Origin of the sequence: Flavobacterium sp., from assembly GCF_041392085.1 — a bacterium.
Lineage (GTDB): Bacteria > Bacteroidota > Bacteroidia > Flavobacteriales > Flavobacteriaceae > Flavobacterium.
This window is the reverse complement of record NZ_JAWKMW010000007.1, coordinates 95,057-119,552: the sequence shown is the minus strand read 5'-3', so window position 1 is coordinate 119,552 and position 24,496 is coordinate 95,057. Positions and strand designations below refer to the sequence as shown.

The 24,496-nt window shown below is 35.6% G+C and carries 12 protein-coding genes; 7 read left to right on the top strand and 5 right to left on the bottom strand.

Annotation, left to right across the window (positions count from 1 at the left end):
• Window positions 1–108: 108 nt before the first annotated feature.
• Entirely contained in the window at window positions 109–3,708 is a 3,600-nt protein-coding gene (locus R2782_RS06850; protein WP_371267347.1) for a carbohydrate binding domain-containing protein, read from the bottom strand.
• Between the two features lie 531 nt (window positions 3,709–4,239).
• Here R2782_RS06850 and R2782_RS06845 point away from each other — a divergent pair.
• Entirely contained in the window at window positions 4,240–5,172 is a 933-nt protein-coding gene (locus R2782_RS06845) for an ABC transporter ATP-binding protein (protein ID WP_371267346.1), read from the top strand.
• An 88-nt stretch (window positions 5,173–5,260) separates the two neighbouring features.
• On the opposite strand, the gene R2782_RS06840 is transcribed toward R2782_RS06845, so the two are convergent.
• Both R2782_RS06840 and R2782_RS06835 read right to left on the bottom strand, forming a co-directional pair.
• The gene (locus R2782_RS06840; RefSeq protein ID WP_371267345.1) at window positions 5,261–7,666 is read right to left on the bottom strand and encodes a prolyl oligopeptidase family serine peptidase; all 2,406 of its coding nucleotides are present in this window, start codon (window positions 7,664–7,666) and stop codon (window positions 5,261–5,263) included.
• Window positions 7,667–7,767: 101 nt separating this feature from the next.
• Window positions 7,768–8,397, bottom strand: a complete 630-nt coding sequence (locus tag R2782_RS06835; RefSeq protein WP_371267344.1) for a hypothetical protein — start codon at window positions 8,395–8,397, stop codon at window positions 7,768–7,770.
• Between the two features lie 187 nt (window positions 8,398–8,584).
• Here R2782_RS06835 and R2782_RS06830 point away from each other — a divergent pair, with 187 nt between their 5' ends.
• Complete coding sequence (locus R2782_RS06830) at window positions 8,585–9,595, top strand: 3-oxoacyl-ACP synthase III family protein (protein WP_371267343.1); 1,011 nt, start codon at window positions 8,585–8,587, stop codon at window positions 9,593–9,595.
• Between the two features lie 143 nt (window positions 9,596–9,738).
• On the opposite strand, the gene R2782_RS06825 is transcribed toward R2782_RS06830, so the two are convergent.
• Together R2782_RS06825 and R2782_RS06820 are read right to left on the bottom strand one after the other, a co-directional pair.
• Window positions 9,739–12,108: an outer membrane beta-barrel protein gene (locus R2782_RS06825; RefSeq protein ID WP_371267342.1), complete on the bottom strand. Its 2,370-nt coding sequence runs from the start codon at window positions 12,106–12,108 to the stop codon at window positions 9,739–9,741.
• Between the two features lie 202 nt (window positions 12,109–12,310).
• The gene (locus R2782_RS06820) at window positions 12,311–16,903 is read right to left on the bottom strand and encodes a choice-of-anchor L domain-containing protein (RefSeq protein ID WP_371267341.1); all 4,593 of its coding nucleotides are present in this window, start codon (window positions 16,901–16,903) and stop codon (window positions 12,311–12,313) included.
• A 264-nt stretch (window positions 16,904–17,167) separates the two neighbouring features.
• Here R2782_RS06820 and argS point away from each other — a divergent pair, with 264 nt between their 5' ends.
• From argS to R2782_RS06795, 5 genes are all read left to right on the top strand, one after another.
• Window positions 17,168–18,946: an arginine--tRNA ligase gene (argS, locus tag R2782_RS06815; RefSeq protein WP_371267340.1), complete on the top strand. Its 1,779-nt coding sequence runs from the start codon at window positions 17,168–17,170 to the stop codon at window positions 18,944–18,946.
• Window positions 18,947–19,049: 103 nt separating this feature from the next.
• Window positions 19,050–20,516, top strand: a complete 1,467-nt coding sequence (locus tag R2782_RS06810; protein WP_371267339.1) for a hypothetical protein — start codon at window positions 19,050–19,052, stop codon at window positions 20,514–20,516.
• Window positions 20,506–21,912: a LysM peptidoglycan-binding domain-containing protein gene (locus R2782_RS06805; protein WP_371267338.1), complete on the top strand. Its 1,407-nt coding sequence runs from the start codon at window positions 20,506–20,508 to the stop codon at window positions 21,910–21,912. Before R2782_RS06810 ends, R2782_RS06805 begins: the two co-directional genes overlap by 11 nt.
• Window positions 21,909–23,423 carry an MBOAT family protein gene (locus R2782_RS06800; protein ID WP_371267337.1) on the top strand — a complete coding sequence of 505 codons (1,515 nt, stop codon included), beginning with the start codon at window positions 21,909–21,911 and terminating at the stop codon, window positions 23,421–23,423. Before R2782_RS06805 ends, R2782_RS06800 begins: the two co-directional genes overlap by 4 nt.
• A 252-nt stretch (window positions 23,424–23,675) precedes the next feature.
• Window positions 23,676–24,425, top strand: coding sequence for a hypothetical protein (locus R2782_RS06795; protein WP_371267336.1), 750 nt, complete (start codon window positions 23,676–23,678; stop codon window positions 24,423–24,425).
• The last annotated feature ends 71 nt before the right edge of the window (window positions 24,426–24,496 follow it).

The following is a 24,496-nucleotide window of genomic DNA, read 5'->3' as shown; positions in this document are numbered from 1 at the left end:
ATACTCTCTTTTACTTTCTCAAAATATAAAAAATTTCGTAGAATATACAAATTAAAAAATACCTCTCAATGAAGAGAGGCATTTTTATTTTGCTTAAATTTTTAGAACTTAATTTTTAATCATTCGTACGGTTCTCGTTTCTTCCCCTTGTGTTACAACCAAGTTGTAAACACCTGAAGGGTAACCCTCTCCGAATTGGTAGTTAGTTACATCTTGAGCTTTCACTTCTTTCACTTCTAAAAGTCTGCCCGTCATGTCGTACACAGTCAAACTTACTGCTTCAGTGTTTGACGTTCTTACATCAATGGTAAAGCTTGTTTCAAATGGGTTTGGATAAGCAATTGCTTTAAATTCTGTTCCTCCCATTGAGTCCCCTGGACGGATTAGTATAATTTCTCCTCCGGGAGTAATAATACTACAAGATTTTCCGTAAGGTCCCCATACGCCGTTTAAGCGAATTGCTACGCGTACAGTATACATCTCACCCGGTACTAAACCTGAGAAGTTATTCAATGTAACTGTTCTTGTGGCTCTATCAACCGTTTGGCTGTAAGCTAAACCAACATTCTCCAATAAGAATCTGTATTGCTCAACACCCGGATAGGATTCCGCATATAAGATTTCTGTATTTGAACTTACTAAGTACTCATCACATTGTGCATCTTCTAATCCTACTGTTGGGAACAATGGTGTAGTGATGTTACAAACAGGACCATACGATAAATACTCTCCGTCTGTATTTCTAACCGCTACCTCTACATTGTACGTTGTGTTGAATTGAATGTTTGACAACAAATTCATTCTAAAATCTCTAATCGGACGATCAATAGTTTGTACATCGATTGGATTCAACGTATTGGTTACTCTAAAGCGGTAACCCGTTGCAAACGGTACAATATCAGCAAAGATAGCGTTGTTCACGTTACTGATAACCGTGTTACATTGAGAAGCTTGGACTTGTGTAGTAGTATCCGGTGTAGAAACATTACATGGTGTCCCGTAGAACGGTTGCCAAACATTATTGATTCGCACTGAAACTTCAACCGAATATTCTGTTGCAAAGGCATAGTTTGTTAATTGTGTAAAACGGAAAACACGTAAGGCTCTGTCAATGGTTTGTACTTCATTGGTTGATAAATTGGTTACTCTAAAACGGTATCCTTGTGCTCCTGCAACCAAATTAGCATAAACATAACTGTCAATCGTTGGTAAGGTTATTCCACATTGTGCCGGTTGAACAACCGATACTATTGGTGTACAACCATTGTCGATAATACCATCACAATCATTGTCTAATCCATCGTAGCAGATTTCTGTCGCTCCCGGATAAACCGTGTTGTTAGTGTCGTCGCAGTCGCCGCCAACTAATACATAGGTTGTGCCCGGTGAATCACAACTATTAATTACTGTTGAATCAACTCCAAAGCCATCTCCATCAATATCATTATACCAATCTACAGGTAAACATAAAGTTGTTAAAGAAGCAGTACCAGGAGAAGAAAATTGACTGGTTTCAATGTTATATTGATATAAATAAAACGTGTAATTTGTACTTGAATTTAGTCCTGGGATATTAAATCCGAAAGGACCAGCTCCGCCTCCATCACCAGCTGTGTCACCAAAATTATATTCTGGTGCGGTAGTGGGGTCAACCGGAGCGGTTGCAGTTGGAGCATAAAACAATCTGTAAATTATATTTCCGTCAACATTATTCGGGCCACAAGCTAAAAATGCAGTTGATGCCGTTGGGTTGAATGCTACAAAACCAACCGGTTGAGCAGGAGGTGGCGGAAACGAGAAATTAACAGTATACGTTTGTTGTACTGAATCATCTTCTGCTGTAACTAAAACAGTAGCACTACCAGGTAAAGTTGAAGCTTGTGTAATTACCACAGAAGCAGCTCCACTATTTGGTGTAGCTGATGTTATTTGTGGGATTTCGGTTGTACCAAATGGAATATTATAAGTATAGGTAAGTTGAGCTGAATCAAAACCATCAACTGATGCAAAATCTACTTGTAAATCATTTAAAGTTGCATCTGTGCTAACACCTGGATTGTTCCAAAAATAAACATTATCCAAATAGATATCAATTGGTGTTGTACTTCCCGGACCATTCGCGGCAAATTTCATTTGAACAACGTTATCCCATGTCATGCCTCCAAATGCACTTTTAGGGATATCTACGCTAACCCATTGTCCTTGAATGTGACTAATAGTCACTAAAACTTCTGCAGGACCAGAGCCTGCGTTAATTGGGCTTACTTGGATTATAGCATTAGAGGTAGCAGCATTTGTCCAAAGATCAATATGCAAAAATTCCATTGAAGACAAATCAGTTGCAGTAACTTCAGTTCCTTGGTAATTAAAATTTGCATAGTGTAAAATATTATTTCCCGATCCTGAAACAGCTTCAAAAGTTGGATTCACTAAATTATGTCCTGATTGTCCCCAGTTTGGATCATAATTTGTTGCAATATCACTGTAACTATCACTGTATATTGAAACAACATTAGTTGGATTACGTGTTGGCACCGGTGCGTTTGTAGTTGGAGGCACTAGCGGAGCCGGAGCAAATAATGTAGTATTTGTTGACATACCCGGAGTGGAGTAAATCATACTTGCCGTATTATATTGATACAACCAGAATGTATAGTTTGTGGATGAACTTAGTCCTGATAAATTAAATCCAAATGCAGCTGTTCCGTTACCGTCACCGGGAGTGGATCCAAAAACATATTCAGTTGCATTCAAAGGATTTGCTGGAGCGGTTGCAGTTGGTGAATAAAATAACCTATAAACTATATTTCCACCAACATTATTTGGCCCAACTGCTAAAAACATTGACGTTGAAGTTGGGTTAATGGCAACAAAACCAACAGGTTGTGGTACAGTACCAGCAGAAGTAGTTGTTGCAGTTACAGCATTGGGAGAGGAATATAATCCGGTTGTAGAGTTATATTGATACAACCAAAATGTATAATTTGTTCCTGAATCTAGTCCTGTCAATGTAAATCCAAATGCACTAAAACCATTTCCATCGCCTGGCGTACTACCAAAAAAGTATTGAGTAGCATTTAAAGGATTTGCAGGAGCTGTTGCTGTTGGAGAATAAAATAATCGGTATTCAATTTCACCACCAACATTATTTGGGCCCACGGCCATAAATACACTTGAAGAAGTTGGTGTATTTGCCACGAATCCAACTGGTTGTGCAGGTGGTATATCTCCACCACCACCTTCGTTTTCAACGATTTCAACGTCATCAAAATAGACGGCATCTGTACTACCTTGTCCAGCCATCAAGAAACCGATTTGAACGTTTCCGTTGGTAGAAGGAGCAATAAAGGTTGCCGTAAATGTTTGCATTGTTGTGGTAAGGGCATAACTTTGTCTGAATTGATCATTCCAAATGCCTACATTTTGAATAGCAACAGTTATGTTTCTGTTAGCATTCGCTCGAGCCTTGAAAGTCAATGTATATTCTGTGCCTGAGGTAAATGACATTCCGGCTTGCACTAACTGGGTATCCCAAAGATTTCCTCCAGCGTTAGTACTGCTGTAAAAAGCCTCACCACCTGCAACTGTACCCGGAGAGCCAAATGCCCAACCTGTCGTGCCATTTTCAAAATCACCGTTGGTGAGTAAGTTCTGCGAGATTCCTATCATCGATAAGAATAACATAATAAGTAAAGTAAATTTTTTCATTTTTAAATTGATTTTTAGACACTCAAATTTAATTTTATATTATTTATAATCATTTTTATATAACTGTACAAAAACTATACAGCCAATTAAAACGTTTTCGTAGTTTCTATTTCTTCCGCAATAGCTGTATTTCAAGGCTTCAAAGAATAGCTTATTTATTTTGCTTCTACACATTTAAAATGCTAAATAAAACCTAATGTTGTGTTCTTGTATTGGTAAAAATAGCTTTTTTCTTATATGCAAAAAATTGAATATTATTTATTACTAATTTTATTAGTATGATAATTATGCAATATTTAAAAAAAGAGCATTTTAATTAATGATTTAATAAATCTATATTCATTAATATTTTAATTAAAAAACTATTAAAATAGCAGTAATAATTTTATTTTAGTATTATCTTGACAAAAATGTGAAAATAGATTGATTCAAAAATGAATATTCACTCAGTATATTTTACTTTTTTACTGTTAATAGAATTTAATCAATAAGTTACTCTAAATTTGGAAGGCAAAAGCAATCACTTTTTTTATGCTGCAAATTAATCATATTTCATTCTCATACGATAAAAACGAAGACATCAAGCAAGTCGATTTTTCTCTTCAAAAAGGGAAAAACTTGGCTGTAATTGGTGAAAGTGGCTGTGGAAAAAGCACGCTTTTAAAGCTAATATATGGACTTTATGATCTAAAGGAAGGTCAAATGTTTTGGAAGGGTTCTGAAATATTAGGACCAAAGTTCCACCTTATTCCAGGCATGCCGTACATGAAATACTTGGCACAGGATTTTGATTTAATGCCATACATTTCAGTGTCAGAAAACGTGGGAAAATACCTTTCGAATTTTTATCCGGAAGAAAAAAAAGAACGGATTGCCGAATTACTCGAAATTGTAGAAATGACTGAGTTTGCTAACATCAAAGCAAAGTATTTAAGCGGTGGGCAAATGCAACGAGTTGCTTTAGCACGTGTTTTAGCACTGGAGCCTGAAGTTTTATTGTTGGATGAACCGTTTAGCCATATCGATAATTTTAGAAAAAATAGCCTCCGCAGAAAGTTGTTTGCTTATTTAAAAAGTAAAAACATAACCACCATCGTTGCTACACACGACAGTACTGATGTGCTTTCTTTTGCCGATGAGGTTCTCGTGATGCAAAACGGGAAAATAGTAGCAAGAAATTCTCCACTTGAATTATATAACAAACCAACATCAAAATATGTTGCTTCACTTTTTGGTGATGTAAACGAAATTCCGGGTTTCTACTTTAATCAAAAAGAGAATCAATTATTGTATCCTCATCAATTAAAAATAGTAAAAAACTCTAATTTAAAAGTCACTGTTTCAAATGCCTATTTTCGAGGAAACCACTACCTTATCGAAGCTCATTATCCGGAAGGAGTACTATTTTTTGAAAACGAAAATCACCTCCAAACACAAAATGTTTTGTTTTTATCTCAAAAATAAACCCCGAAATTTTTCAACTTCAGGGCTATCTGTTTACTGTTGTCAGTTATAAATTGTCAATTTCTTCTCCCATATTTCTATCTCCCATCTATTTCAAATACTTCTCCAAGAACTGATCTTGTTCCCATAACAAATGCAAAATATTGTCTTTGGCAACATAGCCGTGGCTTTCTTTTGGTAAAATCACCATTCTAACCGGAGCACCTAAGTTTTTCAACGCTTGAAAATAACGTTCGGTTTGAAGTGTAAATGTCCCCGGATTGTTATCTGCCTCACCATGTGTCAATAATAAAGGCGTTTTCATTTTATGAGCATTCATAAAAGGCGACATAGTGTTGTAAACTTCCGGAACGTCCCAATAATTACGTTGTTCACTTTGAAATCCAAAAGGTGTTAAGGTTCTGTTATAAGCTCCACTTCTGGCAATTCCACACGCAAACAAATTAGAATGAGTCAACAAATTTGCCGTCATAAAGGCACCATACGAATGTCCGCCAACACCTACTTTTGTTCTGTCGATGTAACCTAATTTATCTACTGCGTCAATTGCGGCTTCGGCATTGGCAACTAATTGTTCAATAAATGTATCGTTTGGTTCTGTTGTTCCTTCTCCAATGATAGGAAAAGAGGCGTCATCCAGAACTACATAACCGCGTGTCACCCAGTAGACGAATGAACCGTAATAGGGAAATGTAAATTCATTTGGGTTTTTATCACTTTGACCTGCTGAGTTTTTGTCTTTGTATTCAGCAGGATAAGCCCAAATCAAGAGCGGTTTTTTTTCTTTTTTAGTTTTGTCATAACCAACTGGTAAATACAAAGTACCAGATAATTCAACACCGTCTTTTCTTTTGTATTGAATCACTTCTTTGTGAACGTTTTTGATGCTTTCAAAAGGATTTTTAAAATGTGTAAGCTGAGTTAATTTTCCTTTTGATTTAAAATTTCTGTAGTAATAATTCGGATATTCATTTTTTGATTGAATCATCACCAAGGCTTCTCCTTTTTTTGCATCTTCAACCGAAAGTATATCCTCTTTTTTGTCTTTATAGGTTGATTGGTATAAACGCTTCGTTTTTAGTGAAGTAAAATTGAATTCATCAATAAATGGAAATTGTCCTTCTTTCGTAAATCCATCACCAATTAAGTAACCTTTGTCGTTGTCTAAGGTCAGCACAAATTTACCATATTGATTTTTCTTTGTTTCAAAATTCCCCGGATCGGAATAAATGTCTTGGTAATTTCTATCCCAAATCACTTTTGGAGCTTGAGACGGATTAGATGGATTGATGATGTAGGTTTTAGCATTTCGAGTATCATACCAATAGTCAGAAAGAATAGCAATATTATCATTACCCCATGTTATTCCCCCATATCGTTGTTGTGTTTTAGCCAAAGACGTCGGATTTCCACTAAAAGGAGCTTCCCATACAAAGACTTCATCCCTAAACTCAACTTTATTGGCTTGATCTCCTTCGTCCAAAGCTTCTACAAAAGATAGGGTAGAAGGCTTATCATTTCTCCAACCCATACTTCTTTTACCTTTTCTAACAGATGAAAATCCTTTGGGCATAACTTCGGTTAACGGAACTTCGTTTACCACTTTTACTTCTTTTCCTGATTTGTCATAAACTACAGATTTTTGTGGAAAACGACTCAAAGGAACAATATAAGAAAATGGTTTCTGAATAGTTGAAATCATCACATAATTGCCATCCGGAGAAATACTCTCACCGGCATACATATCAGCTTTTTTAAATAGAGTCGCTTTTCCGTCCAAAGTAACTTTATATAATTCGGAGGTGATAAGTGTTTCAAAGTTTTGTTCGTCTAATGGATTTTTTAATAAATCCTGGTAGGTTCTGTTTTGTGAAACACTTCCATCACCCGTGGAAACAATCGGTCCTGAGGGTAAATCTTTTTTTTGATCGATTAATGCCGGACGATTTTTTACTAACATTCTCACTAAAATAGTTTCGTTGTCAGCGAACCAACTAAATGGATTTCCCATGTTAGCATTTACCGTGGCATCCGTTAATTTAGTTGCTTGAGCAGTAGCGATATCCAAAACCCAAAGTTCAACACCGGTATTAGTGGTGTTAGAGAAAGAAAGTTTTTTTTCATTAGGCGACATCCCTAAATTACTGATTCTCGGGTTTTCCGGTAAACCTTTAACCTGCATCTCATTTTTTTCAGAAACCTTTCGTACTTTTAAGTTGGTAATATACGTAACGGTACTTGAAATATTTGTCACAGGATTAATTCGAAGTCCGCCCAAACGCATTTCTTCTTGATTTAAATCGTCAAGAGTTTTATACGTGCTTCTGTAAGATAAAAGCATGTATTCTTTTTTACTGTCCATGTTTACTGAAGGAGCCCTTTCGTAATCCGCCAATGCTAAAATTTCTTTAGGTGGTTTTTGATACGATAAATTTTCTTGAGCAGATAAAGCAAAATAGCTCAAACATAAAAGTAGAAATAGCTTAATTTTCATAAAGATTTTGATTGATATATTAGTTTCACTAAAATAAAGCTAATATATCGGAAACTTCTAAAAAATCTGTTAAAAATGAAAAGAGAGAGTAAGAATATTGGTTATTCTCTAAAAATACTCATGCTTGCTTTTGCTCCGGTGGCTAAATTCCAAATGTTAGACATGAGTGTTGAATCGAACTCATCTAAAACGGCAAACTGAGCCGTATTAGGTCCTGAAGTTCCTTGGTTTAAAGCAATAAATTCTAAGTTATTAAACCCGGCAGCTAGTTCAATATAAAAAACTGAAAACTCATTATCTAAAAAGATATTAGCTTCCACCACTTTGTCATTGAGAATAATACTTACTCTGTCTCCGTCGATAGCCTGATGATCTCGGCACAATACTTTTACAAATTTAGATTTACTGATAAAACTGCCATAATGCTTTCCTCGTTTGTATTCTTCCAACATTTTACTTTCACCATTTAAATTTGGTTGAATTTTAAAATCCGGTTTTACAAATCCGTAATTTTTAGTCAAGTCAATTTCTTTTTCTTTACGTAAGGGTGCATAATAAGAATCGGATTTTTTTTCATCTTTTTCAGTAGAAGAAAAAATGGATGTTCCTGAGCTACTCGGACTAATTCCAAAGTTTCCGCTTGGAGAAACAGATTTATTTCCTGCATCAAACTGTGCTTTTCCTACAAAGGAAAAGTTTAAAATAAACACTAATGCAAGTAATTTTTTCATATTTCAAAAATACTGTTTTATTCAAATAAGTGTCTTAACAAAAAGCTAATTTTACATTTAAGCAATCACAATAACAATGCCATTTTTCTATTAAATTTTATCAACTTACAAAAAAAGCTATAAAAATAAAGGTGGTTTTTAAAAGATTGCTAAATTTGTTAGACTAATTTTATTAAAACAGCATACTATGTATCATTCAAGAATTTCCGGTTTAGGATTTTATGTTCCTGAGAATGTGGTGACTAATGATGATTTGTCCAAAATAATTGACACAAATGACGACTGGATTCAGGAACGAACCGGAATAAAAGAGCGACGACATGTACAAAAAAATGATGGTAATACAACCACATCAATGGGTGTAAAAGCGGCCAAAATTGCCATAGAACGTTCAGGGCTATCACTTGACGAGATTGATTTTGTTATATTCGCTACGCTAAGTCCGGATTATTATTTCCCGGGTCCGGGAGTATTGGTGCAAAAAGAATTAGGTTTACGCACTGTTGGTGCGTTAGATATCAGAAACCAATGTTCAGGGTTTGTTTATGCACTTTCCGTAGCCGATCAGTACATAAAAACGGGGATGTATAAAAACATATTAATTGTAGGTTCTGAACTTCATTCTTATGGTTTAGATATGACTACAAGAGGAAGGGGTGTTTCTGTAATTTTTGGTGATGGAGCAGGTGCTGCTGTAATTTCCAGAGAAACTGATACAACAAAGGGTATTCTCTCTACTCATCTTCATTCAGAAGGACAACATGCAGAAGAGCTAGCTTTAATTGCTCCCGGAATGGGTAAAAGATGGGTGACTGATATTCTGAATGACAATAACCCAAACGACGAAAGTTTTTTCCCTTATATGAATGGTCAATATGTTTTTAAACATGCGGTTGTACGTTTTAGTGAAGTAATAAACGAAGGGTTGCAAGCCAATAATTTGACTGTTGACAATATTGATATGTTGATTCCGCATCAAGCAAATTTGCGAATTTCACAATTTATTCAACAAAAGTTCAAATTAAGTGATGAGCAAGTTTTCAATAACATTCAAAAATATGGCAACACTACGGCTGCTTCTATACCTATTGCTTTAACGGAGGCATGGGAGCAAGGCAAAATTAAGTCGGGCGATTTGGTTGTCTTAGCTGCTTTTGGTAGTGGTTTTACTTGGGGAAGTGTGATTATCAGATGGTAATCCGTTTAAAACAACCTCGATTTTTATATTCTCAAGCAATGCTCCATTAGCAAAATTATTCTTTACTTTATAAAAATACAAAACCCGAAGTACTGCTACCTCGGGTTTTTTGATTAACTAAAGCAATATATAAAGAACCAATTTTAGAATAAACCACCCCCTTCAGTTTCATTTTTATCACGTTGTTTGCGTTGCAGTGCTCTGTTTTTACCGGAACCAAAACGATAATTAAAATTTACATTTACCATTCTGCTTTCCCATCGGAATTGACCTGAAGTTATATCAGGATTCTCTCCATAAAACCTTGCTCTCATCGTATTAAAAATATCATTAAAGCGAAGACTTATCGAACCTTTTTCTTTTAAAATGGTATACCTCGCTCCTAAATCTGTTCGCCACATTACTTTGTTACTGAATTGTATATCTTCAACCCCACCTCTATACAGAGTAAACCATGTAATGTTTAATTTTTTTGACGCTTTAAAATTATGATTCATCCTGGCATTGAACGGAGTGGCTAATACCGTTTTTTCAACTAGATTTTGATTGGCATCTTCTACCAAACCTCTTGCGTTTCTAAAATAAATATCGGCACCATAATTTATACTCCACCATTTTTTGAGATTTAAGTTACCGGATGCTTCAATACCATATTCGGTAGTACTGTCAAAATTGGCAAAAGTCATTAGCTTTTTATTCGGATCATACGGACTTTGAATAAAAACCTGATTGATAGGATCGTTGATATATCTGAAAAAGACTCCGGAAGTCAGCGTTCCAATTTTTGCTACGCGGGTATAGTTTAGTTCAACTGAATTAGTGAATTGAGGTTCTAAATTTGGGTTTCCTTCCTGATCAATTGTTGGGCTGCTCCAGTTTCGAATGGGATTAACCTGACCAAGATTGGGTCGGTCAACTCTTCGTGAGTAGCTTAAATTAAACGTATTTTTTTCAGAAGGTACATAAGATAAAAAAGCAGACGGATATACAGTGAAAATATCATCTTTAAACTGTCCCGGATTTTCATCTATTCTTCTGAAATTGGCTTCTACTTCAAAACTTTCTAAACGCATACCCAATTGGTAACTCCATTTTTCCAATTGCTTTCCAAAATTAGCATAAGCACTTTGAATTGTTCTTCTGTAATCAAAATCAGAAAAATAAGTGAAATCACGATCAAAAGTATTATCTGTTCCGTCAAATCGGCTTTCCAAACCTAATTCTAATTTGGTTTTTTCATTGATTGGATTAACAAAGTCAACGTTTACAATTACATTTTTACCCACTGTTTCAATTTGATTGGTTTGAATCAGGTTGTTATCACCATCCAAAAAAATACTGTCTTCAGGTCTGTCGTTGCGATTAAAATTTATTTCTACGTCAAATGTTTTTTGTGGCTTATCAAATTCGTATTTATAGCCCAAGTTATAGACTTCATTTCTACTCTCCGTTAAAGCTGAATTATATTGTACAATACTCGGATTTACACCTGAAAAATAATCAATACGCGTATAAAATTCTCCTTCGGACTTATTGATGTTTTGATTGGTAAAAAAGGACAGGGTGTTTTTTTCGTTGATGTAAAAATCTACTCCGGCCTTGATAAAATGATTTTTATTAAAATTATTAATGATAAAATCAGAATGATAAGAATCATCTGCGTCAACAATATCGGTTGTATTTAAGAAACCTTTATTATTCCATTTTCCGTGATTTAATGAGTAAGTAGAATAAAAATTGAACTTGTTTACTCTGTAATTCAAATCTAAGGAGGCGTTTGCTTTTGGTGTAACCCCAAAATTTGTTCCGGCATTCACACTTCCGTTAAAACCTAAATTTGAATTTTTCTTTAAGATTATATTTATAATTCCACTCATACCTTCCGGATTATATTTTGCCGAAGGATTCGTTATCAATTCAATCTGCTTGATTGAAGTAGATGGAATTTGTTGCAACGCCTGCGAAGCAGACATTTGAGAAGGTTTACCATCAATGAAAATTTGAACATTAGGATTTCCCCTCAATGTAACCGAATTATTTTGAGGATCAACACTAACGGATGGAATGTTATTTAAAATATCTGATGCAGTCGGACCGGCATTAATTAAGTCCGGACCCACATTTACCACTTTTCGATCAATTTTTTGTTCCATAGTGGTACGTTCTCCAACAACCTCTACTTCTGCTAACGACATAGCGTCTTCAGATAAGTGAATAGTACCAATATTGTAATTTTTTGAGGTAACATTAATTTTGACGGAATGTGATTTATAACCAATAAATTGTGCTTCAAAATCATAACTTCCCAAAGCGATTTTTTCAATTGAAAATTCACCTTTTTCATCAGTTATACCTCCGGAAATTATTTTTTCACCAGATTTAATAACTATCGTAGCATAGGGGATAGTGTTGTTATTTGATTTGTCTAAAATTTTCCCGGTGATTGTTGCTGTTTGTGCAAATATTGATGAGCACAAACAAATAAGGAACACAAGTGTAACTTTAATTTTCATTTTGATTGTTTTTTGATTGATGAAGCAAAAATAATTGTTTTTTGATATTATGCAATACAAGGTACATTGTTTTACATAATTTTTAACAAATTTTTGTTATTTACATGAATAGACTATTCATCGATTTATTTGTTACAATTTTTAACAAAAAAAGACCTTCACGTGGAAGGTCTTTTACTCTAAACAACAAAACAATATAAAACTATCTCTTTAATGAAAAGTGAGATTTAAACTCTTTAGTTTGATTATTTTCTTCATAAGTTACTGTAAACCAATAGTCAGAAGAAGGCATCGCTACGCCATTATAATAGCCGTCCCAACCATTTTTAGAAGGGTAGATTTGTTTTAATAGTTTTCCGTAACGATCGTAAATGTAAATTACTGCGTTAAGTTGATCTTCTAAATCTACAATGTTCCAAGTTTCATTATATCCATCTCCATTAGGTGTAAAGAACTTAGGGTAATTGATTACTAATACTTCGTCTGTTACACTTCCACAACCATTTTTATCTCTTACAGTTACAACGTGTGTTCCGGAAGCAACATTATCAAATGTTGGGCTATCTTGAAACGGACCACCGTCAAGTGAGTATTCATAATTTCCACCAATTCCAGTAGCATTTATTGTAATAGAATTGGTTGAGCTGAAAGCCATACTTACAGTAAAGTCAATCGAAGCCGGTTCAGAAGCTAGTACTTCAACTTCAGTAGGTTCAGAAGAACATCCCGTTACATTATTAGTTGCAATCACGCTGTATATTCCCGCTTCTGTAACTTGAAGAGTGCTACCGTTTGCTCCTGCGATTAATGTAGTGTCTAGGTACCACTCAAATGTGTGAGTAGAAGAGGACAGTCCACTAACTATAGTGAAGGGATTCAACAAGTTTCCGGTTTCACTTTCCACACAGACAATACCACCTACCGGAGTTGGTTCCGGAATTTTGTGAACAATGAATGTTATTGGTTGAATGGCAAAACAGTCAGGAGCCATAGTATTGTTTACTCTAACATATACAGTCTGTAAAGTTGTTTCATTTATTGCATTGGTACCATTTGTAGCGTCTGCTAAAGTTGAATAGTACTCAACTACAAATTCACTTCCTGATTGTGTGCCAAGAACAATACTATCAAATTCACTAAGTGTAAAACTTGTAATACCATCGTTATTACCATCTTCGTCACATACAGTTCGGTTAGCTAAAGGTACAGCGTTGGCAATAGGAGTAGGAACAATAGTTACATCAAAAGAACTCTCATCAAAACAATTAGGCGAAAAACCGGATTGAGCATAAATGTAAACCGTTTGAGAGGAAGAAATTGAACTTCCAAAGGGCAATTGACCACCCGTTCCATTTGGTCCGTTGTAAAATCTTCCGATAGCTAAAGTAGGTAATACATAACTAGAACAAGTTGTTATATCTTCCAATTCATCCACATTGAAAATAGTTATTGAAAAACTTTTTTCATCAAAACAGTTTGGAGTAGTACCTGTTTCAGCGTACACATATAATGTTTGAGAAACGGATAGTACTGTTCCTTCTGCAAGTTGCGTACCTGTTCCATTAGGTTCTGTAAAGTAATTCCCAACTGTTAGTGAAGGCAATATATATTCATTACAAGCATATACATCGTTAATTGTTTCTATTTCAGGTGTTTCATAAATAGTTACTGTAAAAGATGTTTGATCGATACAAGAAAAAGCCGGACGAATTTGGTTTTCTTTGTATATGTAAATAGTCTGTGTTGATGTAATAACAGATCCCGGAGCTAATAACGTTCCAAAACCATTTGGTCCATCTACAGCCGTATAATAAAGATTTCCGGGAGTTAAAGTTGGCAAAATATAACTGTCACAAACTTGCACGTCTTCCAAAGAATCAGCTTGAATTTCAAATACATTGATTTGGAAACTTGTCTCAGCAGTACAACCGTTTTCCTCTGCGTAAATGTAAATCATTTGTGAGCTGGTAATTACATCGCCACCATTTAACATTGTTCCTGTTCCGTTAGGACCTGTAAAATAATTGCCCAAAGTTAAATCAGTCAATACATAATTATTACAACCATCAATATCAGATCTTGAATCAATTTTTGGTGGCGAAAGCACAGTTACTTCAAAACTTACTGAATTTTGACAACCTTGGCCATCATTTAAGTAAATGTAAATTGTTTGTGATTCTTCAATTACGGTTCCTACAGCCAATTGAGTTCCCGTTCCGTTAGGACCTGTATAATAATTTCCTTGAGGTATTGATGGTAAAACATAAGTTTCACAGGCCGACGTAACATCAGGAGTTTCTATTTCGGGTAACGAAATTGTAATCGTGAAATTTAAGTTATCAGTACAGTTTGGACTCGATTGACTTACTGCATAAACATAAATGGTTTGTGTAGAATTGATTACGGTTCCGGCAGGAATTTGTTGTCCACCACCATTTGGTTCCGTAAAATACCCTCCAATTGCTAAAGAAGGTAATGTGAAACTAACACATTCGGTAGTTGAGGTTGGTGCTTCCAACCCTATGAAAACAGTAAAACTAGATTGATTTGTACAAATTCCGTTTTGTGAATAAATATAAATGGTTTGTGTTTCAGTAATAACAGTGCCGGGTGCTATAACATTCCCCATCCCATTGGCAGCATCATAATAAGTACCATTTGATAAATTTGGAAGTGTATAGGCTGTACAATCAAAAACTGTTGGCAATGAATCAACTTCGGGTGAAGGAATAATTTCTACGTCGAAACCTAAGTCAATAGCACAAAAAGGTGGTTCTGGTGACAAATAATAAAGATGAACGGTTTGGGATGTTGTGATTGACATACCCGGAAAAAGTTCTGTTCCTGTACCGTTTTCACCTGTAAAATACTGTCCAAAAGTTAAAGATGGTAGTGTATAACTATTACAATATTGTCCATCGCCTAGTGAAATATCATCCGGGTCAATGATTGTTACTAAAAAGCTACTTTCATTCGGACAAGAAGGTTCGGTTGGTAAGGTATTATAAATATAAATCCGTTGTGTTTCAGTGATGACATCTCCGGCAAATTTTTGTTCTCCTGTTCCATTAGGTCCTGTGTAATATTCGCCATTTGTAATTTCTTGCAATGTATAGCTTTCACAAACAATTACATCTTCAAAACTATCTACATCCGGTAATTGTTGCACCACTAAGTTGATTGGAGCAATTGAAAAACAAGAAGAGTCAGTAGCATTTTGTACGCGAACATATACGGTTGTAGAAACAGTAAAGATTTGGTTTCCGCCAATAGCATTAGTTCCATTGGTAGCTTGCTCCTGAGTTCTGTGTATGGTTACAGTAAAGTTCGCAGGATTTTGGTCTCCTAATACATCACTGATAGTTGATTGAGTAAAGACAAACCATGCTTTGTCTTGGATTGTTAAATGTTCACAAGAAACAATATCCGGTATTTGATTTGCTACAGGAGGGTCTGTTACCAAAAGTTGAAATGATTTTACCACATAACAATCACCATCATGTTTTTTAATTCGAATATAAACCGTTTGATTTCCTGTGCTATTGATTACATTAGCCAATGGACTTGTGTTTGCATGAGCCTGTGCTTCAGACGAGTGATATGATACAACAGTATTCGGGTTTAATCCGGCAGTTACAATTGGTGTATTAATAGCTAAATTAAATGAATAGGTTCCTGCTCCTGTGTCACATTTTAAAATATCAATCGGATTAGGGGTGTTAAAAACACCATTGAATTCTACTAGAACCGAGTCGGTTATGGTTTGACAGGGAAATGCATTGTTTGTATATGTTAATTCATAGTTTCCTGATTCTGTAACAGTTAAACTTGCACTTGTTTCGCCAGGAAGAATTACTCCGTTTCTTTTCCAAACAAAAGTATATTCACTAGGGTCTAATCCACTATTAATAATATGTGATTCTCCATCACATAAAGCTGTATTGGAAGCCAATGTTAGATCTTCACCTAACACATTTTGACCAATATTAAAACTGTTGGCAGAGAGGAATATAGCCGAGTCTGATTGCGGGTCAATTCTATCTGCTACAACCAATTTAATTTTGTAAGGTGTATTAGGGGTTAAAACTGCTGATGCATTCATCACAACAGTTTGACCGTTAAAGTTTATTGGTGATAAACTAGCATTAGCTCCACCATTGAATGTACCAAAATACTCGGCATTTGACGATGGACAAGATGAATTATATAAAAAATCCCTAACCGTAACTACTGATATAGGTGTATTTGTACCGGGCACAACGGCTAAATTTGTTGTTACTCCCGTATTTAAATTCGTTAAAAGAAAGGCGAAAGCATCAGAAAATTGACATTGAAAATTTCCGTACTCCTCAGAAGCAAATAGAAAATCAAAGTCAAAATGAGGAGATAAAGCTGTAAAATTAAATTCTAAAACAGTTGCATTTGTTGAAGTCATAGAAATGCCCGCATTGGCAAGGATAGCTTCTAAATCACTATCGCCCGGCCAAGTTGTTAATCCGTCATTCAACATAGAGTTATTAGGCCCCGGTGCATTGGCAACATTACCGGTACTCAAGATAACACCACTTTGCATAGGAAAATTGGGATTGGTATTTTGAAAATAACCGATTCCGTTTGATGAACCAAAATTAGATCCTGTACTCCAATTTACATTCGTTACATCTAAACAAGGCGAACTAACCAGAACATTGGTAACTAGTTCAGGTACACTGTAAGTAGTTGTGTTAACTGTTATCGCTTGCGAAAAACCCACTAGTGGAAGTAGTAGCAGAAGGTTAAGTAATTTCGTTTTCATGTTATTAAATTTGGGTGAACAAGTTTTTATTGAATTTTGACTCTGCAAATAAAAGTATATATATCGATTAAAAGCAAATAAAATCGATGAAATGCATAAAATATGAAAATAAATGTAATAATTCTTACATATTGTATTGCTTTCTAAACAAAAATTAAAGACTCCTGGAAATGATGGAAAATACAGTATTACTCTTTAATATGGCTTTATTTATTGAGAGTTTTTTACTTTTCAATATATTTGCAACCTTAAAATGAGAAAATCATGAATGTTGCTAAAATTCTTAACGAGCCTATTAAACTGGCAGTTCAACACTTGTTCGAAATCACTATCGAAAAAATAGAATTTCAGGCAACTCGTAGGGATTTTGAAGGCGACATTACTGTTGTTATCTTCCCTTTAGTGAAATTGATTAAAGGTAATCCGATAGAAATTGGGAACAAAATAGGAGACTACTTGGTTGAAAATGTATCAATTGTAGAAAAATTTAATGTTGTTTCCGGTTTTTTAAACATCGTTATTTCAGATGATTATTTTCTCAATTTCTTCTCATTGATAAAGCATGATGCTTCATTCGGATTTGTTCCACAAAAGAATGATGAAAAAGCGGTAATGGTCGAATATTCTTCACCCAACACAAACAAACCGTTACATTTAGGACACATTCGAAATAATTTATTAGGCTTTTCAGTAGCTGAAATCATCAAAGCGTCCGGCAAAAAAGTGTATAAAACCCAAATCATCAACGATCGAGGCATTCACATTTGTAAATCGATGTTAGCTTGGCAAAAGTTCGGAAACGGAGAAACGCCCGAAACTTCCGGTTTAAAAGGTGATAAGTTGGTGGGGAATTATTATGTAGCTTTTGATAAACAGTATAAAGCCGAAATAAATGAGTTAATCGGAAAAGGTCATTCGGAAGAGGAAGCCAAGAAAAATGCACCCATTATGAGAGAAGCCCAACAAATGCTGCTCGATTGGGAAGCCGGTAAACCCGAAGTCATTGAGCTTTGGAAAAAAATGAACCAATGGGTGTATGACGGTTTCAATGTTACCTACAAAAACTTAGGAGTTGATTTTGACAGTTACTACTACGAATCCAATACCTATTTGTTGGGAAAAGAAGTGGTTCAATTTGGTTTAGATAAAGGGATTTTCGAAAAAGACCCGGATGGTTCGGTTTGGATAGACTTAACTGAAGATGGATTAGACCGAAAAATTGTCCTTCGTTCAGACGGAACAGCCGTGTATATGACGCAAGACATCGGAACCGCTATTCAACGTGTCAAAGATTTTCCGGATGTGGGCGGAATGGTTTATACGGTTGGAAACGAGCAAGATTACCACTTCAAAGTATTGTTTCTTATCTTAAAGAAGCTAGGCTTTGAATGGGCAGAACATCTTTATCACTTATCCTACGGTATGGTGGAGTTACCCTCCGGGAAAATGAAGTCCCGTGAAGGTACTGTGGTTGATGCAGATGATTTGATGACAGAAATGACTCAAACCGCAGCTAAAATTTCACAAGAGCTTGGAAAATTAGAAGGCTATTCGGAAGAGGAAAAGCAACGATTATATAAAATCATCGGCTTGGGTGCTTTGAAATATTTTATGTTAAAAGTAGATCCCAAGAAATCCATGCTTTTTAATCCGGAAGAATCGGTCGATTTTAATGGAAATACGGGACCGTTTATTCAATATACCTATGCCCGAATTCAATCGATTTTACGCAAAGCAGATTTTGATTATTCAACTGATGTAGCCACTTTTGCGTTGCACGCAAAAGAAAAAGAACTGCTAAAATTACTTGAAACTTATCCTGAACTTATTCAATTAGCTGCTCAATCGTATAGCCCTGCTTTGGTGGCTAATTATACCTACGAATTAGTAAAAGAATATAATTCGTTTTATCAATCAGTTCCTATTTTACCTGAAGCAGATGAAAACCTAAAAAAATTCAGAGTTCAATTGTCAAAAAAAGTAGGTGAAACAATACAATCTGCTTTTTCATTGTTGGGCATTGAAGTACCGGAGCGAATGTAATAAATCCTGAAAAAGGATGAAAAATAGACAGCCAAAGATAGGCTGTCTTTTTTGTTGTTTTAGAATTGAATTTAATACATTTGCACTTTACTTTTAGGGAATTGTGGGCAATAAAATATCTTATTTTTTTCAAGCAGTAGTAGTGATTTTTATCGCTGCTGTTTGCTTTCTTTTTTTTAAAGAAGTACTGCCAAAACGTATTTTTTCAGAATCAAAATCATCGGCCAAAAATGTTGTAGTTGATAGTATATTATTGGAAGCCGTTGCTCAAGATGAAAAAATAGAAAAGGATATTGAAAAAGTAGTAGATACTTTACAACGAAAAAAAATAGTTTTTGAACAAATTGATGGTATTACTTTTCCACCCGAAACCTACGAGCAATACAAAGGTTTTCAGTTTTTAATTCCGTTTTTTGAGAAATTATATTTACTGGAAACCGAGCAAAAAGGCGACATTAGGATTGCTTATTTTGGTGATTCAATGACCGATGGCGATATGATTGTGCAAGACTTTAGAAATTCGTTCCAATCACAATACGGTGGTAAAGGGGTGGGTTTCGTATCGATAACTTCAGAGTCGGCTGCTTCAAGGAGTTCAGTATCTCATCAATTTTCCGGCAATTGGAAAACACAATCGTATCTCAATGTTAAGCGGCCACTCAAACCGTTTGGTGTAAACGGTCACGTATTTTTTGCCAATGATACGCTTGCTACTACCTGGGTTCAATATAAAGCTGGGTATGGTAAACATACAGCTTTGTTAAATAATCCTACTTTGTTTTATGGCTTTTCGGATAATCAAGAAGGTGAAATACATGTCAAAACAGGTAGCGACACTATAATTAAAAGATTAAGTCCGGATAAGTTACTTAACACGGCAGCCATAGCTGGGACAGATTTAAAAAGTTTCAAAGTTTTGTTTCAAAAAGCAGATTCAATCCCTATTTACGGGTTTAATTTTGATGACGGAAAAGGGGTTCACGTAGATAATTTTTCCAATCGAGGTAATTCAGGTTTACCGATTTCAATCTTTAATGTGCCGTTGATGAACGAATTTCAAAAACGCTTGGATTATGATTTAATCATTTTGCATTACGGAACCAATGTCTTAAATTACGGTTCGTACAATTATGATTGGTATGAGCGAAGTATGACCCGTGTTGTCAATCACTTGAAACAATGTTTTCCGGGGGTGACAGTTTTGGTAATTTCTACTGCAGACAAAGCCACCAAGTATGACTTAGAGATGAAAACCGATTCGGCAGTAGTTCCGTTAGCTTTGGCTCAACGTAAATATGCCGTGCAATCAAAGTCGAGTTATTTTAATTTGTTTGAAGCTATGGGTGGCGAGGGTTCTATGGCTAAATGGGTTGAAGAAGTTCCGGCTATGGCGGCAAAAGATTATACACATTTTAACTATAAAGGTTCGCAAAAAGTGGCCGGTTTATTGTATCAACAAATTCAAACGGGTTATACCCAATACAAAGCAATGCGTCAAAGCAGAAAAACAGCTCCACCAAAAGTTAATATAGATTCTGTTCCATCTAAAACACCTTCTAATGTTCAATAAATCGATTGGTTTTGTTTTTATTTTATTCTTCAATTATGGGTTGTTTGCTCAAACGGATTCTTTGTATGTAGCGGTCGATACAACGCAAGTGGTTAAGGCTGTTAATGAGATTGCAAACAAGAATATTTTACTTCCTGTTTTTGATAAAATAAAACAAATCCAAACAGAAAAGAAAGGAAAAATCAATATTGTACACATTGGTGATTCACACATTCAAGCCGATTTTTTTTCCGGCAAGTTTCGTCAAAACCTACAAGAGATTTTTGGCGATGGTGGTCGAGGATTCGTTTTTCCGTATAGTTTAGCAAAAACAAACGGACCGGGTGATATACGGTTCTCTTCCAATGAAGCGTGGGAGAGTCAGCGTAACATTTATGCCGATTCGTTAAGTCCGGTTGGGTTAAGTGGTTTTGCTTTGTTCACCAAAAAGAATGATTTTGCGATTGAGATGAACGTAAAAAACCATGCAAGGGGTTTCTCTAAAATCAAGATTTTGACACCCAACAATCAAAAGATGTTTGATGTGGCCTTGGCTTCTAAAATTATTAAATTAGAATCGGATATACCTAAAAATATTGTGCATAAAATTAGAAGTGGCGAGAGTTTGTCGGTGATTGCCGATAAATATAATGTTTCGATAAAAGCGATTAAATCCGCCAACGGATTAAAAAACAATAACATCAGAGCGGGTAAAACACTTAAAATTCCGACGAATGAAAAGGAAAAAAGAGTGGTGGAGCGTTCTGAATTTATTCCGTTGGAAACAATGCGTGAAGAAGGCTTTCATTCGTTTGTTTCCGATTCATTATTACATAAAATTTACTTCATTCCGGCAGTGGAGCAAACCGATTTTGCCTTAAACGGATTAGTGTTAGAAAACGATGCTCCCGGAGTTGTCTACCATACAATTGGCGTAAACGGTGCCAAATGTGCTGATTATATTAAGTTTCCATTGTTTTTTGAGCAATTAAAAACATTAAACCCCGATTTGGTAATTATCTCTTTAGGAACCAACGAAAGTTTTGATAAACTAGTGACAGCCGATTATTTTTTGCAATTGAATTTAATGAGGGAAGCCATTTTAGAAAAAAATCCTACTACCACATTTTTAATTACAACACCGCCGCCATCACAATTTAAACGAAGATTTCCTAATACATTTGTAGCCGATTATACCAAACAAATTATGGCAGAAGCCGAAACGAGAAATTATGCCGTTTGGGATATGTTTACCAATTTTGGCGGACTTTTTGGCATTAATCAAAATGCAAAAGAAGGGTTGATTGGAGGAGACAGAGTACATTACACTAAAGCCGGTTATGAAAAACAAGGACAACTCTTAACCGAAGCTTTTGTAGAAGCTTTTCAACAGTATAACACCGAAACAGGCAAGTGATACCACTTTTTAATTTTAATCATTGGATTGACCGGAACATTGGAACGATTACTTGGGAACAAGTGCAAAGTTGGTTTGTGTTTGACCTGCAAAAGCCCTTGTTGTTTAACAGTGCGTTGTTTTTGGGATTGTTTTTGGTGTTTTATTTTTTCTATATTCTTACCCAAAAGACACATCGGTTGCGGATAGCCTATGTAGTGGCCTTTTCACTATTCTTTTATTACAAATCCAGTGGTATTTTCTTTTTACTGATTATTTTTTCCTCGGTGTTGGATTACGTTATTGCGAAATTAATTCATGAGGAAAAGAATACGTTCTATCGTAAATTCTATTTAATCGTTAGTTTGGTGGTGAATTTGGGATTATTGGGCTATTTTAAGTACACCAATTTTTTTATAGATAACACCAACCTACTGTTAGACCGTAATTTTGCTTTTCAAGATATTATTCTTCCGGTTGGGATTTCATTTTACACTTTTCAAACGTTGAGTTATACGATAGATGTGTACAGAAAAGAACTCGAACCGACTAAGAGTTTTATGGACTTTTTGTTTTTCGTATCCTTTTTTCCACAGTTGGTGGCGGGACCAATTGTTCGGGCAAGCGACTTTATTCCTCAGATTTATAAAAAGTTAAAGTTAACCAAAGAGGAATTTAATGCCGCTTTGTTTTTGATTATTGGCGGTTTGTTAAAGAAAGCTGTCATTTCCGATTACATTTCTATCAACTTTGTCGATCGGGTGTTTGATGCTCCCAACAGTTATACCGCCTTTGAAAACTTAATGGCTTCGTATGGCTATGCCATTCAGATTTACTGTGATTTCTCCGGATATTCCGACATGGCGATTGGTTTAGCATTGCTGATGGGCTTTTGGTTGCCACCCAATTTCCGTACACCGTATCAATCGGCTTCGGTAACAGAGTTTTGGAGGCGTTGGCATATTTCGTTATCGTCTTGGTTGCGGGATTATTTATACATTTCGTTAGGCGGAAACCGCAAAGGAAAATTCAGAACTTATATCAATTTGTTTCTGACGATGTTGTTGGGCGGTTTGTGGCACGGAGCTTCATGGAAGTTTGTGTTTTGGGGTGTTTTACACGGATTGGCTTTAGCCGTAGAACGTTTCTTTGGTATGTTCATCAAGTTACCTAAAAACTATTTCGTAAGAACGATTCAAATTTTCCTAACGTTTCATTTTGTGGCGTTTTGTTGGTTGTTTTTTAGAGCAAAAGATTTTCATACGGCTTTTGAAATCATGTACAACATTGGCGAAATGACTTTTGAACCCAACCAATGGCTTATTATTGCTCAAGGTTACTACAATGTATTTTTATTAATTGCTATTGGTTTTGTATGGCATTTTTTACCCAACCGTATTGTAGCACTACTTCAAAAAAGTTTTTCAATTTTGCCTTTGGTGGGCAAAGCCGTTGTATTGGCATTTGTGTTTTGGATTGTGTATGCCACCGCTTCTGCCGGACCGCAACCGTTTATTTACTTTCAGTTTTAAATTTCTAAGCGATTACATGGGTTCCGGTTTTACTTGTTATTGCTTTCTATACGGGTATCATCAACCTTTGATCAGAAGTATATCAGAAGCATACCAGAGGATGATACGCTATAAACACGCTATAACCTCCTTATAACCTCGCTATAAAGTCGGTATAAATCATGTATTTTTTTGGGTGAAAGTTAATTTCTTTGTGTATTTTTACACTAGGATGAATAAGGAAGTAATGTATTTATATTCAAAGCACTAGGTATGTCCAAAGTTAAAAGAATTTTTGAAATTACAGGTACATTTGACGGATTTAATTTTTATACGTTAAATGGAAAGCCGGTTGTTCGTAAGTCGGGTGGGGGATTTAACGGTGAGGCGATTAAGACGAAAGCCAGTATGGAAAAGGTACGCCAAAACGGAACGGAGTTTGGGCGTGTTTCCGGGTGGGTGAAGCGGTTTAAAGTAGCCATAGGCCCTCTGTTGTTTTCTAATCGGTTTAGTGACTTGCACAGCCGGTTGGTGAGTTTGTTTATGAAAATTAAAAATGCGGATACCAATTCTGAACGTGGTATGCGGGATTTTGTCAAAGGTTTGCCAACTAATACCGGAAGGCAGTTGATGACCGGTTTTTCTATTCCTACTTATTCGAAACATTGGAAGCATTTGTATGCTCAAACAACGTTTGATTGGGCTACTTCCGCCCTGCATTTACAAACCAAAAGTGGTCATCCTTTATTGCTTCCAAAAGGAGTAAATGCTTTTTCTATTCAAGCAGGGATTTTGCAATGGGGAGGTGAGGAACGAGAGAGTGTGTTGACCTTGAGTGACCGGGTGTTGGTTACTGAGGTTGCTCATTTGCCGAAGTTTCTGGTTGTGCCGATGACTTCGCCAATTGAAGTTGGTAGTTTAGCAATAGTTTCTATTGAGCATTATGAAAGAATAGCGGGAGAATATCGTCCTGTGGCTTCGAAGGAAGGGATGTATTTGGAGGTGATTGGGGTGAGTGGTTGATTGAAGGAGGTCTAATTTCAAAAGAGAAGCAGTGTTTTGGTTAACATGATTATTTTATGCTGCGAAGGCAT